The organism is Pseudomonas kitaguniensis, assembly GCF_009296165.1.
Taxonomy (GTDB): domain Bacteria; phylum Pseudomonadota; class Gammaproteobacteria; order Pseudomonadales; family Pseudomonadaceae; genus Aquipseudomonas; species Aquipseudomonas kitaguniensis.
Genome location: NZ_VUAZ01000025.1, coordinates 1 through 15362 on the forward strand (window position 1 = coordinate 1; position 15362 = coordinate 15362).

18 protein-coding genes are annotated in these 15362 nt (G+C 59.6%); 14 read left to right on the plus strand and 4 right to left on the minus strand.

The window, feature by feature from the left end; translation table 11 throughout:
- Window positions 1–30 precede the first annotated feature (30 nt).
- A complete protein-coding gene (gene prmB / locus F0169_RS05655; RefSeq protein WP_058414209.1) occupies window positions 31–939 on the minus strand; it encodes a 50S ribosomal protein L3 N(5)-glutamine methyltransferase in 909 nt (302 codons plus the stop codon).
- Window positions 940–1177: 238 nt separating this feature from the next.
- On the opposite strand from prmB, the gene F0169_RS05660 reads away from it, so the two are divergent.
- The 5 genes from F0169_RS05660 to F0169_RS05680 all read left to right on the plus strand — a co-directional run bounded on the left by F0169_RS05660 (window position 1178) and on the right by F0169_RS05680 (window position 3968).
- Window positions 1178–1768, plus strand: coding sequence for a cysteine hydrolase family protein (locus tag F0169_RS05660; protein ID WP_152745967.1), 591 nt, complete (start codon window positions 1178–1180; stop codon window positions 1766–1768).
- A 146-nt stretch (window positions 1769–1914) separates the two neighbouring features.
- On the plus strand, window positions 1915–2238 hold the full coding sequence (locus F0169_RS05665) for a hypothetical protein (RefSeq protein ID WP_058414211.1): 324 nt from the start codon (window positions 1915–1917) through the stop codon (window positions 2236–2238).
- Between the two features lie 74 nt (window positions 2239–2312).
- On the plus strand, window positions 2313–2870 hold the full coding sequence (locus F0169_RS05670; protein ID WP_122249554.1) for a Smr/MutS family protein: 558 nt from the start codon (window positions 2313–2315) through the stop codon (window positions 2868–2870).
- 78 nt (window positions 2871–2948) lie between these two features.
- Window positions 2949–3494: a GTP cyclohydrolase I FolE gene (gene folE, locus F0169_RS05675; protein ID WP_058414213.1), complete on the plus strand. Its 546-nt coding sequence runs from the start codon at window positions 2949–2951 to the stop codon at window positions 3492–3494.
- A gap of 102 nt (window positions 3495–3596) precedes the next feature.
- A complete protein-coding gene (locus F0169_RS05680; protein WP_152745968.1) occupies window positions 3597–3968 on the plus strand; it encodes a glutathione S-transferase N-terminal domain-containing protein in 372 nt (123 codons plus the stop codon).
- Window positions 3969–4030: 62 nt separating this feature from the next.
- Here F0169_RS05680 and F0169_RS05685 read toward each other — a convergent pair whose 3' ends face one another.
- Both F0169_RS05685 and F0169_RS05690 read right to left on the minus strand, forming a co-directional pair.
- Window positions 4031–4633, minus strand: a complete 603-nt coding sequence (locus F0169_RS05685) for a glutathione S-transferase family protein (RefSeq protein ID WP_122249555.1) — start codon at window positions 4631–4633, stop codon at window positions 4031–4033.
- 10 nt (window positions 4634–4643) lie between these two features.
- Entirely contained in the window at window positions 4644–5810 is a 1167-nt protein-coding gene (locus tag F0169_RS05690; protein ID WP_152745969.1) for an aminotransferase-like domain-containing protein, read from the minus strand.
- Between the two features lie 81 nt (window positions 5811–5891).
- Here F0169_RS05690 and F0169_RS05695 point away from each other — a divergent pair, with 81 nt between their 5' ends.
- The 3 genes from F0169_RS05695 (at window position 5892) to F0169_RS05705 (ending at window position 8661) form a co-directional block, all read left to right on the plus strand.
- Window positions 5892–6326 (plus strand): MarR family winged helix-turn-helix transcriptional regulator, encoded by a 435-nt coding sequence (locus tag F0169_RS05695; protein ID WP_058414217.1) that lies wholly within the window; start codon window positions 5892–5894, stop codon window positions 6324–6326.
- 225 nt (window positions 6327–6551) lie between these two features.
- Window positions 6552–7898, plus strand: a complete 1347-nt coding sequence (locus F0169_RS05700; protein WP_172979341.1) for an NCS2 family permease — start codon at window positions 6552–6554, stop codon at window positions 7896–7898.
- Between the two features lie 121 nt (window positions 7899–8019).
- On the plus strand, window positions 8020–8661 hold the full coding sequence (locus F0169_RS05705) for a LysE family translocator (protein WP_058414219.1): 642 nt from the start codon (window positions 8020–8022) through the stop codon (window positions 8659–8661).
- A gap of 71 nt (window positions 8662–8732) precedes the next feature.
- Here F0169_RS05705 and uraH read toward each other — a convergent pair whose 3' ends face one another.
- A complete protein-coding gene (gene uraH, locus F0169_RS05710) occupies window positions 8733–9086 on the minus strand; it encodes a hydroxyisourate hydrolase (protein ID WP_152745970.1) in 354 nt (117 codons plus the stop codon).
- 386 nt (window positions 9087–9472) lie between these two features.
- Here uraH and puuE point away from each other — a divergent pair, with 386 nt between their 5' ends.
- The 6 genes from puuE (at window position 9473) to F0169_RS05740 (ending at window position 15118) form a co-directional block, all read left to right on the plus strand.
- The gene (puuE, locus tag F0169_RS05715) at window positions 9473–10399 is read left to right on the plus strand and encodes an allantoinase PuuE (RefSeq protein WP_172979342.1); all 927 of its coding nucleotides are present in this window, start codon (window positions 9473–9475) and stop codon (window positions 10397–10399) included.
- Window positions 10396–10911 carry a 2-oxo-4-hydroxy-4-carboxy-5-ureidoimidazoline decarboxylase gene (gene uraD, locus F0169_RS05720; protein WP_058414222.1) on the plus strand — a complete coding sequence of 172 codons (516 nt, stop codon included), beginning with the start codon at window positions 10396–10398 and terminating at the stop codon, window positions 10909–10911. Before puuE ends, uraD begins: the two co-directional genes overlap by 4 nt.
- Window positions 10912–10952: 41 nt before the next feature.
- On the plus strand, window positions 10953–11948 hold the full coding sequence (gene alc / locus F0169_RS05725; protein WP_152745971.1) for an allantoicase: 996 nt from the start codon (window positions 10953–10955) through the stop codon (window positions 11946–11948).
- A 135-nt stretch (window positions 11949–12083) separates the two neighbouring features.
- Window positions 12084–12587, plus strand: coding sequence for an ureidoglycolate lyase (locus F0169_RS05730; RefSeq protein ID WP_058414224.1), 504 nt, complete (start codon window positions 12084–12086; stop codon window positions 12585–12587).
- A gap of 51 nt (window positions 12588–12638) precedes the next feature.
- Entirely contained in the window at window positions 12639–13931 is a 1293-nt protein-coding gene (locus F0169_RS05735) for a urate hydroxylase PuuD (RefSeq protein WP_172979343.1), read from the plus strand.
- A gap of 401 nt (window positions 13932–14332) precedes the next feature.
- Window positions 14333–15118, plus strand: a complete 786-nt coding sequence (locus F0169_RS05740; protein WP_152745972.1) for an outer membrane protein OmpK — start codon at window positions 14333–14335, stop codon at window positions 15116–15118.
- The last annotated feature ends 244 nt before the right edge of the window (window positions 15119–15362 follow it).

Here is a 15362-nt window from a genome sequence, read left to right on the forward strand (position 1 = left end):
CGCTCCCACATTTGACCGCGCAAGCGGCGGTCAGACCCGAGCGGCAAACACCGCTTGATGCTCGCGGCATTGCTCGGCCGTCAACATAAACACCCCGTGCCCGCCACGCTGGAACTCCAGCCAGGCAAAGTCCACCTCCGGGTACAACGCCTCAACATGCACCTGGCTGTTGCCCACCTCAACAATCAACAAGCCTTTCTCGGTCAAATGCTCCGCGGCCTCGGCCAGCATGCGCCGCACCAGGTTCAAACCGTCATCGCCGCAGGCCAGACCCAACTCCGGCTCGTGCTGATACTCATCCGGCATGTCGGCGAAGTCTTCGGCATCCACATACGGCGGGTTCGACACAATCAAGTCAAAGCGCTGCCCCGGCAGGCCATCAAAACCATCGCCCTGCACCGTGTAAACGCGCTCGTCGACACCATGGCGCTCGATGTTCTGATTAGCCACCTCCAACGCCTCATAGGACAAGTCGCCCAGCACCACTTCGGCATTCTGGAACTCATAAGCACAGGCGATGCCGATGCAACCAGACCCCGTGCACAGGTCGAGGATGCGCGCCGGCGGCTGGGCCAGCCACGGTTGAAAACGCTGTTCGATCAGCTCGCCAATCGGTGAGCGCGGGATCAACACGCGTTCGTCGACGATAAACGACATGCCGCAGAACCAGGCTTCCTTCAACAGGTAAGCGGTGGGCACACGGTCGTGGATACGGCGATGCAACAGGCGCTGCACGTGGGAGATCTCTTCTTCTTCCAGGTTGCAATCCAGGTAGCTGTCGGCGATTTCCCACGGCAGGTGCAAGGCACCGAGCACCAATTGCCGGGCTTCGTCCCAGGCATTGTCGGTGCCATGCCCGAAAAACAGGTCTTCCCCATGGAAACGGCTGACAGCCCAACGGATGTGGTCGCGCAACGTGCGCAGGCGGGATGTGATCACGGGGCAAGCTCCTGGAAAAAACGACTGGCGATTCTATCAGCCTTCGTCTGCACCGACGACGTACGAAAGCCCTTCGCCGTGCGTCGGATTTCATCCAATTTGCCATCGCAGGGGTAAACACGCTGCCTACTTGACAGGGCTGCACGTCAATAACGGCGTACCTTACGATGGTAGCGATTCACAGAACCGCTCAGCCAGTGGACAATGTCACAAAAGCCCCACTCACAGGAGCCCCAGAATGTCTGTTCCAAAGACGATGTTTCAACTCAGCGGTCGCGGTTACGCAGCAGCCAACCTGAACCACGCGACCCTCCTGATCATCGACGCCCAGAAGGAATACCTCAACGGCCCACTCGCCCTTTCCGGCATGGACGCGGCGGTGGGCAACATCAAGCAACTGGTGGCCGCAGCGCGCAGCGCCGGGCGCCCGATTGTGCATGTGCGCCATTTGGGCACCGTCGGCGGTCTGTTCGACCCGCAGGGCGAGCGCGGCGAATTCATTGCAGGCCTTGAGCCGCTCGGCGACGAAACCATCATCGGCAAGTTGCTGCCCAGCGCCTTTCACGGCACCGGCCTGGAAAAACACCTGCAAGACCTCGGCTCGCTCGACCTGATCGTGTGTGGGTTCATGAGCCACTCCAGCGTCAGCACCACGGTGCGCGCGGCCAAGAACCTGGGCTTTCGCTGCACCTTGGTCGAAGACGCCTGCGCCACTCGCGACTTGCCCTGTAAAGACGGCGTGCTGAGTGCCGAGCACGTGCAACAGACCGAAATGGCCATAATGGCCGACAACTTCGCGACCCTCGCGTCGACCAAAGACCTGATTTGACCTGATCGCACTTCCGATGAGCGGCGCGGCGTGTTTATTACCCCGCTCATCCGCAAGGCCCGCTCATTTGGCGCATTTACCTCGGGCACTGGAACAACCTGTGTATCTTCCGGTCGAAGGGCCGATACCCTGGAGGAAAGGTCGGAATGAAGATATCCGATGGTGGATTTGATGCTCGTCGCTTGCGCCCCAAGGGCCCGAGCAACTGGCGTCTGCGCCTGGTGGCCGGCTTTGCTGCGCTGCTGGCAATGGTAGGTTTGCTGCTGGCGGGTGCTGGCGGCGCCGGTTTAGTGGGGCATTCACCGGCACTTGGCGAGCTGAATGCGAGCCCGGGCGGCTCGGCTCTGCTGTTGGTCATGGGCCTGCTGGTGGTGTGGCTGGGCGTGTGGTTGTGGCGTCGCAGCCGTCGGCGGATGCGCCAACCGTTGTCGCTGAACATCGCTTCGCACTTGATGAAAAAGCACGACTGATGGCGCTTGGATAGCGTTTCCTGCGCCCTGGCCGCCGCGATTAGGTAAACTGCCCGCCCTTCGCGGAGGCTGACATGCAAGACGACGATTTTTCCCTGTTCAAAAACGAGCTGCGCGGCGTCAAGCCGATCAAGCACGACCGTGCCGATACCGGCAAACCCAAGGCTGACCGGGCGCAGATCGCCAAGCTGCGCCAGGCCGCGACCGTGCGCACCGATGCCACCACCGTGGATGGTTTGTCGGACCAGTTCGTGATCGACGTCGGCCCCGAAGACGAGCTGATGTGGGCGCGTGACGGCGTGCAGGAAAGCCAGATGCGCAAGCTCAAGATCGGCCAGATCCCCTTCGAAGGCAGCCTCGACCTGCACGGCATGAACGTCGAAAAAGCCCGCGAAACCCTCTGGGCGTTTCTTGCCGAAGCGACTAAATTTGAAATCCGCTGCGTGCGCGTCACCCACGGCAAAGCCGTGCGGCTGGACGGCAAACGGCCGATGATCAAGAGCCACGTCAACACCTGGCTGCGCCAGCATTCCCAAGTACTCGGCTTCACCTCGTGCCAGGCGCGCCACGGTGGCGCAGGTGCGGTGTATGTGATGCTCAAGCGCACCATGCTGGAAGGCCGCGACGAGTAACAAGTGCCATCGTCAGGCTTGCAGCGATGTGCCCGCCACCGTAACCTTGCGCTTTGCGAACATCCCACAGGTAGTTTCATGTCCCTGGAACAGAATTACACCGACATCCTCGGCCAACTCGGCGAGGACGTTTCCCGCGAGGGCCTGCTCGACACGCCAAAACGTGCCGCCAAGGCAATGCAGTACCTTTGCCGCGGTTATGCACAGACCCTCGAAGAGGTCACCAACGGTGCCTTGTTCAGCTCTGACAACAGCGAAATGGTGCTGGTCAAGGACATCGAGTTGTACTCGTTGTGCGAACACCACCTGCTGCCGTTTATCGGCAAGGCTCACGTCGCGTATATCCCGAGCGGCAAAGTGCTGGGCCTGTCCAAGGTCGCGCGCATTGTCGACATGTATGCGCGCCGCCTGCAGATCCAGGAAAACCTCAGCCGCCAGATCGCCGATGCGGTGATGCAAGTCACCGGCGCGCTGGGCGTGGCCGTGGTGATTGAAGCCAAACACATGTGCATGATGATGCGCGGTGTGGAAAAACAGAATTCGTCGATGATCACGTCGGTGATGCTCGGTGAGTTCCGCGAAAACGCAGCCACCCGCAGCGAATTCCTCAGCCTGATCAAGTAACCGGCTGGGTACAAAAAGACCGGCGTTCATCGCCGGTTTTTTTTCGCCTTCCGAAATCAGGTAAGCTGCGGCCCATTCTGTATCGGGCAAGAGGTTTCAGCCATGTTCGTCAAAGCACTTCGAGTAGGCCTCGGCCACGTCATCATCGCGGGCGACGCCCTTACCCGCCCACGCAAAAAGCAGCGCAGCGCCGAACAACAGGCGCAGGTCAACGCCGCCGCCGAGCACCTGACCTTGTATCAGTTCCACGCCTGCCCGTTCTGTGTGAAGACCCGTCGCACACTGCACCGCCTGAATGTGCCCGTGGCGTTGAAGGATGCGAAGAACAACACGCACGACCGTCAAACCCTGCTGGAGCAAGGTGGCAAGATCAAAGTGCCGTGCCTGCGTATCGAAGAGAATGGCCAGACCACCTGGATGTACGATTCCAAAGTGATCATTGATTACCTGGACAAGCGCTTCGCAGCCGTCTGACCGACCGATGCGAAGCCAACGCGGGAGGGAGCGTGCTCCCTTCCCAGCGTTGACCGGGTGAATCAGCCCAGCATCGCCACATGCTTGGGGTGGCTGGCCACGCGCGTCAACCACGCCTGCACGGCCGGGTACGGCGCCAGGTCAAAACCACCCTCGTGGGCCACGTGGGTGTAGGCGTACAGCGCTATATCGGCAATCGAATATTGCTCGCCCACCAGGTAGGGCGTGGCTTGCAATTGGCGCTCCATGACCTTCAAGGCCTTGTGCCCGCGCTTGTGGGTGGTGGTGTATTCCTCAAGGCGGTCTTGCGGCATGTTCAGGTAGAACTGGATAAACCGCGCCACTGCAATGTAAGGCTCATGGCTGTATTGCTCGAAAAACTGCCACTGCAATACTTGAGTGCGCAAGCGCGGCTCGGTCGGCAAGAACTCGCTGCCATCGGCGAGGAAGTTGAGGATCGCATTCGATTCCCACAGGCAGGTGCCGTCTTCCAACTCCAACACAGGGATTTTGCCGTTGGGGTTCTTGGCCAAAAATTCGGGGGTCTCGGTGCCACCCTTGAGGATGTCGACATCGATCCATTGATACGCGATGCCCAACAGGTTGAGCATCAACTTGACCTTGTAGCAGTTGCCCGACTTGTAATCGCCGTAAACCTTGTACATGGGGCTCCCCTTATGCCGCTTGCGCGTGCTGTGCTTGACGGACCACTGCGGCCAGGCGCTTGAGACCTTCGTCCAACCGGGACGGGTCGATGTGACTGAAATTCAGCCGGAACGAGCCAAGGTGTTGGTCGGGCTCGGAAAAGAATGGTTCACCGGGCATGAACGCGACGTTCTGATCGAATGCTTGCGCCAACAAGGTGCGGGTGTCGAGCGGTTGTTTCAAGGTCAGCCAGAAGAATAATCCGCCCTGCGGCGTTTGCCAGTCGGCCAAGTCGCCGAAATGGCGCTGCAGGGCAGCCTGGAATGCATCGCGACGCTCGCGGTAAAAGCTGCGCAGTTGCGTCAGGTGTTGCTGGTATTTTTCGCTGCCGACCCACTGCATCGCTTGCCATTGGCCGACGCGGTTGGTGTGCAGGTCGGCAGATTGCTTAAGCTTGAGCAGGTGCGGGAACAGGTCCGGGCTGGCGATCAGGTAACCGACGCGCAGGCCGGGCAGCAAGGTTTTGGAGACGGTGCCGGTGTAGATCCAACTGGCCTTTTGCAGGCGCCCGGCGATGGGCTGCGCGCTGGCGCCGTCGAAGGTCAGCTCGCGGTAAGGTTCATCTTCGATCAAGGTCACGCCGAACTCATCCAGCAACGCGGCGACGGCTGCGCGCTTGGCCTCGCTGTAGCGCACGGCCGATGGGTTCTGGAAGGTCGGGATCAGGTAGATGAATGCCGGTTGATGGTGTTCGAGGCTGGCGCGCAAGGCCGCGAGGTTGGGGCCGTCGGCTTCCAGTTGCACGGTCAGGCAGTCGGCGCCGAAGAGTTGGAATATCTGCAACGCGGCCAGGTAGGTCGGGCCTTCAAGCAGGATCTGCGTGCCTTTGTCGATATACAGTTTGGCCGCCAGGTCGAGTGTTTGCTGGGAACCGCTGACCACCAGCACCTGGCTGGCCTGGCACGGTACGCCAATGGCGCGCGCCTGCGCGGCAAGCAGCTCACGCAACTGCGGCTCGCCTTCGCTCATGCCGTATTGGCCGATGTTCAGCGGCATGTCGTCCCAGTTCAGCGCGGGCAGCATGGCTTCGGCGGGCAGGCCTCCGGCGAACGACATCACTTCCGGGCGCTGCGCCGCGGCGAGGATTTCACGGATCAAGGAGCTTTTGAGGCGCGTAACACGTTCAGAGAAGGCCATAAGGTCACCGGTGGCAAAGCGTGCAGGAAATACGTCAAACTGGTTGACCGAAATTACGACGACTTGAGTAGGTACGTCAACATGCTTGACCTTAAAAACCAAAGCAGTCAACAGCAAGCCATGGAAGCCTTCTTCTTCGGTTACCAGGCGTTCACCGCCAAAGCCGATGAAATGCTTGAGCGCCGAGGCCTTAGCCGCGTGCACCAACGCATCGTATTTTTTATCGCGCGCTACCCCGCATTGAGCGTGAAGCAACTGCTGGAATTACTCGGCGTGAGCAAGCAGGCGCTGAACATGCCATTGCGCCAATTGCAGGCAATGCACTGGGTGAACAGCGTGGCGTCCGAGACCGACAAACGTAAACGCCTGCTCGAATTGAGCGAAGAAGGCCGGCGTTTCGAGCAAGCGTTGCGCCGCGAACAGGTGAAGTTGTTGCAGCGCGCGTTCAGCGAAGCCGGGGCGGACGCGGTCGCGGGGTGGCTGGCAGTGAATCAGGCACTCGCTGGCTTGCCTTAGGCCGTGAGGCAAGCGGCCTTATTGTGGCTGGCTCGCCACAATAAACCACCTTCTGCGCACACAATCGAAAACACTATTTGCTTTATTTGTATACAAAAGCATAATCCACTTTGTGCGGTTTTCTGACCTATTGGTCAACAAACCCCGCCAGTACCTCAAAGCGCTGTTACCCACGCAAGTGACCGGCGCTGCCAATAACAATAAAACGCTTGAGGAGTATTCGCTGTGGATAGCCGCAAAACCGAAGCCCCTACGCTGGACCTCTCCACACCGCACAGCGGTTGGCTGGAGCGTCTGTTCAAACTGCGCTTGCATGGCACCACCGTGAAGACCGAGCTGATCGCCGGCCTGACCACCTTCATCACCATGGCCTACATCATCTTCGTCAACCCGAACATCATGGCGGACGCAGGCATTGATCACGGCGCAGCGTTCGTTGCCACTTGCATCGCCGCCGCGCTCGGCTGCCTGTTGATGGGCCTGTACGCCAACTGGCCGGTGGGGCTCGCGCCGGGCATGGGCTTGAACGCGTTTTTCACCTACACCGTGGTCGGCACCCTGGGCTACCACTGGGAAACCGCGCTGGGTGCGGTGTTTATCTCGGGCGTGTTGTTCATGGGCCTCACGCTTTCGAGGGTGCGCGAATGGCTGCTCAACAGCATCCCGGTGAGCCTGCGCCATGCGATGGGTGCGGGCGTCGGCTTGTTTCTCGGGGTGATTGGCCTGAAAACCGCCGGCATCATCGTCGACAGCCCCGCCACGCTGATCAAGCTCGGCTCCTTGCACGAGCCCGCGCCGCTGTTGGCGGCAGTGTGCTTTTTGCTGATCGCGATTCTCAGCTATCACCGGGTATTCGGCGCGATCCTCATCAGCATCATCGCCGTAACGCTGGCCGGTTGGGGCTTGGGCCTGGTGCACTACAACGGCATTCTCTCCACGCCGCCGAGCCTGGCACCGACCTGGATGGCGATGGACATCAAGGGTGTATTCAATGTGAGTATGATCAGCGTGGTTTTCGCCTTCCTGTTTGTGCACATGTTCGACACCGCCGGTACGCTGATGGGCGTTGCACAGCGCGCCGGGCTGGTGAATGCCGATGGCAAGATTCATAACCTGTCGCGCGCCTTGAAGGCCGACAGCGCGTCCAGCGTATTCGGCGCCATGGTCGGTGTGCCACCGGTGACCAGCTACGTAGAAAGTGCCGCCGGTGTGGCCGCGGGTGGGCGCACCGGGCTGACGGCCGTGACCGTGGGCGTGTTGTTTGTGGCGGCGATGTTTTTTGCACCGCTGGCCGGCATGATCCCTGCTTACGCCACCGCCGGCGCGCTGATTTACGTGGCGATGCTGATGACGGCGAGCATGGCGCACATCAATTGGGATGAGGCCACCGACAGCATTCCGGCGATCGTGACGGCGATCATGATGCCGCTGACGTTCTCGGTCGCCGACGGTATCGCCTTGGGCTTTATCACGTATGTGGCGCTCAAGGCCGGCACCGGCAAGTACCGCGAAATTTCCGTGAGTTTGTGGGTGCTGTGCGTGATATTTATCGCGAAGTTTGCCTTCCTGTAATGCGGTAGTTGAATTTTTGGGGCCGCTGCGCAGCCCAGCGCGAGCAAGCCCGCTCGCCACAGGTGAGACGCGGCCCGATTGCTGTATTGGGTGAGGCTTTTGGACGATTGGAGGACTGTAAATGACCCTGGAAACCTGGCTGCTGTTCAGCGGCGCTGCACTGATTGTGATCCTGATTCCTGGCCCGCTGTCGCTGTTGATGATCAGCAATAGCCTGAATTACGGCCTGCGCCGTTCATACCCGGCGTTTTTGGGCGGGGTATTTGCCTCGATCTGCTTGCTCAGCGCGTCGGCCTTGGGCTTGGGTGCGCTGTTGCTGGCGTCGGAACAACTGTTCAGCGCCTTGAAGATTGTCGGCGCGCTGTACCTGTTCTACCTTGCCTGGCAGAGCTGGCAGCAATCGCGCCTGCCGTCCCAGGCGGCCGCCGTGCCGAACGCGCTGCCGGCGCCGCGCTTTGCTGCGCTGTTCGGCCGAGCCTTCGTACTGGGCGCGAGCAACCCCAAAGACATTCTGTTTTTCGCAGCTTTCCTGCCGCAGTTTCTGAACAGCCAGCACGCGTTTGTGCCGCAACTGCTGAGCATGATCGCCACGTGGGCGGTGCTCGACCTGTTGTGCAAGCTGGCCTACGGTTTGGGCGCGCATGGCGCCGCGCGCTATCTGCGCAGCGGCGCAGGCCAAAGCTGGTTCAACCGCGTGAGTGCGGCACTCTTCAGTTGCGCCGGCATTGCCTCGCTGATCAAGGTTCGAGCGGGTGCGCTTTAACCACGCCTGAACCTTGCGCCGCGCATAAAAAGCCCGTTGTGTGAGCGGGCAAAGCTAACCAGGTGCCGATGTCAGCTACCGCGATAGGTGGAGTAGCTGTAAGGCGAAAGCAGCAACGGCACGTGGTAGTGGTCCTGTTCAGCGCTGATGCCGAAGCGCAGTACCACCACGTCGAGAAACGCCGGTTCCGGCAATTGCACGCCACGCGCGCGGTAGTAATCGCCAGCGCTGAAGTGCAGTTGGTACACGCCGCTGCGGTAGTCGTCGCCTTGCAACAAGGGCACGTCGCAGCGCCCGTCATTGTTGGTCACGGCGCTCGCCACCTGCACCAGTTGCGTGCCTTCGACTCGGTACAGCTCAACCTTGATTGCGCTGCCGGGGCACCCGTGCGCGGCGTCCAAAACGTGTGTGGTCAAACGTCCCATGGCGTCTATGCGCCTCCGTAAGTCAGTAGAAGGTAAATTCGCCCCGTTTCAGGGCGCCGAAAAAGCCGACGATGGCCGATTAAGACACTTTTCAAAAAAATTGTACACAATAAAAATCACAGCGCCGCCGATCCTATTGGCCGCGTTAGCCTGACGGGAAGTTCATGGGTAATCCTTGCTTTCAAACAACCTTTTGTCCTTTAGCTGACCAGTTAGGCAAGTTTCTTGCTTGGGCCTGTACGTCGATCACTGCGGAAAAAATGCAAAAAACCAGGCTTACAAAATTTGCCATAAGTTGTATACAATCACTCATCGCAGTGACTTCACCCTGTTATTTCACTGCTCGGCCGCCACCCCAATGATCACGAACAAGAAGGAAGACTGCAGTGAGCGCTGACTACCCACGCGACCTGATCGGTTACGGCAGTAACCCTCCTCACCCCCACTGGCCGGGCAATGCACGCATCGCGTTGTCGTTCGTACTCAACTACGAGGAAGGCGGCGAGCGCAACATTTTGCACGGCGATAAAGAGTCCGAAGCGTTCCTCTCGGAGATGGTCTCGGCCCAGCCGCTGCAAGGCGAACGCAACATGAGCATGGAGTCGCTGTACGAATACGGCAGCCGTGCCGGTGTATGGCGCATCCTCAAGTTGTTCAAGGCATTCGATATTCCGCTGACGATTTTCGCCGTGGCCATGGCCGCCCAGCGCCACCCGGATGTCATCCGCGCAATGGTCGACGCCGGCCACGAGATCTGCAGCCACGGCTACCGCTGGATCGACTACCAGTACATGGACGAAGCCCAGGAGCGCGAGCACATGCTCGAAGCCATCCGCATCCTCACCGAGTTGACCGGCGAGCGCCCGTTGGGCTGGTACACCGGGCGCACCGGCCCCAACACGCGGCGGCTGGTGATGGAAGAAGGCGGCTTTCTGTACGACTGCGATACCTACGACGACGACCTGCCCTACTGGGAACCGAATAACCCGACCGGCAAGCCGCACTTGGTAATCCCTTACACGCTGGACACCAACGACATGCGCTTCACCCAAGTGCAGGGTTTCAACAAGGGCGACGACTTTTTCGACTACCTCAAAGACGCGTTTGATGTGCTCTACGCCGAAGGCGCCGAGGCGCCGAAGATGCTGTCTATCGGCCTGCATTGCCGCCTGATCGGCCGCCCTGCACGCCTCGCCGCCTTGAAGCGCTTTATCGAATACGCAAAGGGCCATGAACAGGTGTGGTTCACTCGCCGTGTCGACATTGCCCGCCACTGGCACCACACCCACCCGTACACGGGGGCGGCCCAATGAGCGCCTTTCAAACACTGAAACCCTCGACCTTGAGCCGCGACGAATTTGTCGCAGCGTTTGCCGACATCTACGAACATTCGCCATGGGTGGCCGAACAGGCCTTCGACCTCGGCCAGGACCCTTCGATCGATCAGATCGAAACCCTGCACCAGCGCATGAGCGACATCCTGCTCGGCGCCGATCGCACCCGGCAACTGGCGCTGATCAATGCTCACCCGGACCTGGCCGGCAAAGCGGCCGTCCAGGGCCAACTCACCCAAGCCAGCACTGCTGAGCAAGCTGGCGCGGGGATTCACCAATGCTCGAGCGAGGAGTTCTCGCGCTTCACCGAGCTGAATGATGCCTACAAGGCCAGGTTCAAGTTTCCCTTCATCATGGCGGTAAAAGGCAGCAACCGGCATCAGATCCTCGCCGCGTTCGAAACGCGCATCCATAACCCGGCAGACGTCGAGTTCAACTGCGCACTGGCCGAGATCAACAAGATCGCGCTGCTGCGCTTACTGGCCCTCTAAACCACCGTCCCCAGCCACTTTACTCAAGGCAGACAAGAAGAATGAAAGCTTACGCCGCACCTTTCGAGAAGTTCGTCAACCTGGCCGACGCCCGTCTGGGCACCAAGATTGTTTCGGTGACCGATGACTGGTTCGCTGACGCCAACCGCCTGTTCCAGCCGACCCCGGCCGTGTGGAAGGAGGGCGTTTTCGACGATAACGGCAAGTGGATGGACGGCTGGGAGTCGCGCCGCAAGCGTTTTGAAGGCTACGACAGCGCGGTGATTCGCCTCGGCGTACCCGGCTCGATCAAGGGCGTGGACATCGACACTTCATTCTTCACCGGCAACTACCCGCCGTCGGCCTCGCTGGAAGCCTGCTTCCTGGCGTCGGGCGAGCCGGATGAAAACACCCCGTGGGTGGAAGTGCTGTCGGCCGTCGAGCTGCAAGGCAACAGCCACCACTACCACGAGATCAGCAACGGCGCGGCGTTCAGCCACTTGCGCTTCAACATCTACCCGGATGGCGGCGTGGCCCGTCTGCGGGTGTACGGCATTCCGTTCCGCGACTGGTCGCAGGTGGCTGACAACGAACAGGTCGACCTGGCGTCGGCGCTGAACGGCGGCCGCGCATTGGCGTGCTCCGATGAACACTTCGGGCGCATGAGCAACATCCTCAACCCCGGCCGGGGCGTGAACATGGGCGATGGCTGGGAAACCGCGCGTCGTCGCACGCCAGGCAATGACTGGGTGATCGTCGCGCTGGGCCACCCCGGCGAGATCGAGAAAATCATCGTCGACACCCTGCACTTCAAGGGCAACTACCCGGACACGTGTTCGATCCAGGGCGCCTTTGTGAAGGGCGGCACCGACAGCCAGATCGAAACCCAATCGCTGTTCTGGCGCGAATTGCTGCCGGCGCAAAAGCTCGAAATGCACGCTGAGCACTCGTTTGCCGAGCAGATCAAAGCGCTCGGCCCGATCACTCACATACGCCTCAACGTGTTCCCGGATGGCGGTGTAAGTCGCTTGCGAGTGCTCGGCAAGGTTTCGAAATAAGCGGTGAAGCCATTCGCGAGCAAGCCCGCTCCCACATTTTGAATTGTGAATACCTTCAAATGTGGGAGCGGGCTTGCTCGCGATGACGCCAGATCAAACAACACAGCACTCAGACAAGAAGACAAGAAGACAGCCATGCGCACACTGATGATCGAACCCCTGAGCAAAGAAGCCTTCGCGCCTTTCGGAGACGTTATCGAAACCGATGGCAGCGATCACTTCATGATCAACAACGGGTCGACCATGCGCTTTCACAAGCTGGCGACGGTCGAAACCGCCCAGCCTGAAGACCACGCCATCATCAGCATCTTTCGCGCCGACGCGCTGCAGATGCCACTGACCGTGGGCATGCTGGAAAGACACCCGCTGGGCAGCCAGGCGTTTATTCCGCTGCTCGGCAACCCCTTTCTGATCGTGGTCGCGCCACTTGGCGATGCACCTGTATCGGGCTTGGTCCGCGCCTTCGTCACCAACGGCAGGCAGGGCATTAATTACCATCGCGGCGTTTGGCACCACCCGGTGCTGACGATCGAAAAGCGGGATGACTTCCTGGTGGTTGATCGCAGTGGCACCGGCAATAACTGCGATGAGCATTTTTTCCAAGAGGATGAGCGATTGATCCTCGCCCCCCACCAATAAGAGAAGGCCGGATCACCCGACAACAAGGGTGACAGGCGAGAGGTAAAGACTGTGGAAGCACATCTGTTGGAATGGCTGAACCTTAGCGTGCGCTGGGTTCACATGATCACTGGCGTCGCGTGGATCGGCGCTTCCTTCTATTTTGTCTGGCTGGAAAACAACCTCAATCGCGTCAACCCCAAAGACGGCCTGGCCGGTGATTTGTGGGCGATCCACGGTGGCGGTATCTACCACCTGGAAAAATACAAACTGGCCCCACCGACCATGCCGGACAACCTGCACTGGTTCAAATGGGAGGCCTATTTCACCTGGATGTCGGGCGTCGCGCTGCTGTGCGTGGTGTTCTACCTCAACCCGACGCTGTACCTGCTCGCCCCCGGCAGCAGCCTCAGCGGCACCGAAGGCGTATTGCTGGGCATTGGCTCACTGTTCGCCGGTTGGTTCATCTACTCGTTCCTGTGCGACTCGGCGCTGGGCAAGCGCCCTGCCCTGCTTGGCCTGATCCTGTTTGTGCTGTTGATTACAGCCGCGTACGGCTTCAGCAAAGTCTTCAGTGGCCGCGGCGCTTACCTGCACGTGGGCGCAGTCATCGGCACCATCATGGTCGGTAACGTGTTCCGCATCATCATGCCCGCCCAGCGCGCGCTGGTGGCCGCAATCGCGGAGCAGCGCACGCCGGACCCGTCATTGCCGGCCAAGGGTTTGCTGCGTTCGCGGCACAACAACTACTTCACCTTGCCGGTGCTGTTCATCATGATCAGCAACCACTTCCCAAGCACTTACGGCAGCCAATACAACTGGCTGATCCTGGCAGGCATCGCCGTGGCCGCCGTGTTGGTGCGCCACTACTTCAACACCCGGCATAACAGCCAGAAGTATGCGTGGACGCTGCCGGTGGGCGCCTTGGCAATGATTTGCCTGGCGTATGTCACCGGGCCCAAGCCGGTTGCAGAAGTCGCAAAGGCGCCTGCCGCCATCGAGTACCAACCTCTACCGGAAACCGCGTTGGGTGGCGGCTTGAAGCCGGACGCACCGGCCGCGCCCGCAGCACCGGCTGCCGCACCTGCGCCTGCACAGGCGACGATTGATTTCGACAAGGTACATGGCGTGATCCAGGAACGCTGCGCCGTGTGCCACTCGGCCAAACCCACCAGCCCGCTGTTCAGCACCGCACCGGCAGGCGTGATGTTCGACACCCCGACGCAAATCCAGCAGCAGGCGGCGCGCATTCAAGCGCAGGCCGTGGCCAGCCAGATCATGCCGCTGGGCAATATCACTCAGATGACCCAGCAGGAACGGGAGTTGATCGGCACCTGGATCAACCAAGGCGCCCACACCCACTGAGATTGATCGTTCCCAGGCCGAGTGGGAACGATCGATTGCTGCCGCGCCCCATTTTTGCCCCACACGCGCACTAACAACGCACTTGAGCCAAGGCCTGGGAGCCAGTATTCTCCGCGCCCGCTCGAATCGACTCTAAAACAAACAGCGACTGTAAAAGCTGACTGCAGGGCCAATTAATCCTGGCCCAATGCCTGCGGCCAACGTGTACAAAAAACCCTCTGGACTCAACTGCATCAAGTGCAGGCGAAGAGGTTTTTTCGGCTTTTTGAACACCTTGGCGCAGCGCTTGCTAAAAGCATCAAAGCTGACCAATCAGACGATTTTTGCAGCGAACCAAAAGGCGCCATACCAGAGCGCCTGCGTAGAAAAATAATCCTAAACTTTGACTCGGGAGCAACCGAATGAAACCTATGTTGAAAGGCCTGATGTTGACAGGCTCGCTGCTGGCCGGTGGCCAAGCCGCGGCGAGTGACCTGTTGCAATGGCAGAACAACAGCCTGACGTACCTGTGGGGCAAAAACTTCACCATCAACCCACAGATCCAGCAGACGGTGACGTTTGAACATGCTGACGCCTGGAAGTACGGCGACAACTTTTTGTTTGTCGACCGCATCTTTTACAACGGCAAGGAAGACGGCAACGTAGGCCCAAGTACTTACTACGGCGAGTTCAGCCCACGCTTGTCGTTCGGCAAGATTTTCGACAAAGACCTGTCATTCGGTCCGATCAAAGACGTGCTGCTGGCGTTCACTTACGAGTTCGGCGAAGGCGACAACGAGTCGTACTTGTTCGGCCCGGGCTTTGACTTGAACATTCCGGGTTTTGACTACTTCCAGTTGAACTTCTACCAGCGTCAGACCGAGGGCAATCGCCCTGGCGACAACATTTGGCAGATCACCCCGGTCTGGGCGTACACCCTTCCCGTCGGCAACTCTAACGTACTGATTGACGGGTATATCGACTGGGTAACCGATAACGACAAGACTTCACGCGGTACTTATCACGCCAACCTGCACATCAACCCACAGGTCAAATACGACTTGGGTAAAGCGCTGCACTGGGGCGAGAAGCAGTTGTATGTGGGCTTTGAGTACGACTACTGGAAGAACAAGTACGGCATTCAGGACACCGGTGCTTTTGAGACCAACCAGAACACCGCAAGCTTCCTGGTCAAATACCACTTCTAACAGTTGATCACTGTGGCTGCAGGGTTGTGCCTGGATTTTGAGTGCATATCCGTTATTGAGGTTATGGCTTATATCGGTTGCGCTCTTACAGCGCCGCCTTTAGATCAAGATCACAATCAAAAGCAGGCGGCCAGAAAGCCGACCCAATCTCCCAAGCAGAATGCATTCAAACTGTGGGAGGGGCTTGCTCCCGATGGCGGTGGGTCAGTCAACTCATGTATCAACTGTATACTGCTATCGGGAG

Coding starts and splice junctions, on each gene's coding strand:
- uraH (WP_152745970.1), bottom strand. CDS start 9,086: ATGGGACGTTTGACCACACACGTTTTGGACGCCGCGCACGGGTGCCCC.
- alc (WP_152745971.1), top strand. CDS start 10,953: ATGAAAGCTTACGCCGCACCTTTCGAGAAGTTCGTCAACCTGGCCGAC.
- F0169_RS05740 (WP_152745972.1), top strand. CDS start 14,333: ATGAAACCTATGTTGAAAGGCCTGATGTTGACAGGCTCGCTGCTGGCC.
- F0169_RS05705 (WP_058414219.1), top strand. CDS start 8,020: ATGACCCTGGAAACCTGGCTGCTGTTCAGCGGCGCTGCACTGATTGTG.
- uraD (WP_058414222.1), top strand. CDS start 10,396: ATGAGCGCCTTTCAAACACTGAAACCCTCGACCTTGAGCCGCGACGAA.
- F0169_RS05690 (WP_152745969.1), bottom strand. CDS start 5,810: ATGGCCTTCTCTGAACGTGTTACGCGCCTCAAAAGCTCCTTGATCCGT.
- F0169_RS05680 (WP_152745968.1), top strand. CDS start 3,597: ATGTTCGTCAAAGCACTTCGAGTAGGCCTCGGCCACGTCATCATCGCG.
- F0169_RS05665 (WP_058414211.1), top strand. CDS start 1,915: ATGAAGATATCCGATGGTGGATTTGATGCTCGTCGCTTGCGCCCCAAG.
- F0169_RS05695 (WP_058414217.1), top strand. CDS start 5,892: ATGCTTGACCTTAAAAACCAAAGCAGTCAACAGCAAGCCATGGAAGCC.
- F0169_RS05685 (WP_122249555.1), bottom strand. CDS start 4,633: ATGTACAAGGTTTACGGCGATTACAAGTCGGGCAACTGCTACAAGGTC.
- F0169_RS05730 (WP_058414224.1), top strand. CDS start 12,084: ATGCGCACACTGATGATCGAACCCCTGAGCAAAGAAGCCTTCGCGCCT.
- F0169_RS05660 (WP_152745967.1), top strand. CDS start 1,178: ATGTCTGTTCCAAAGACGATGTTTCAACTCAGCGGTCGCGGTTACGCA.
- F0169_RS05670 (WP_122249554.1), top strand. CDS start 2,313: ATGCAAGACGACGATTTTTCCCTGTTCAAAAACGAGCTGCGCGGCGTC.
- folE (WP_058414213.1), top strand. CDS start 2,949: ATGTCCCTGGAACAGAATTACACCGACATCCTCGGCCAACTCGGCGAG.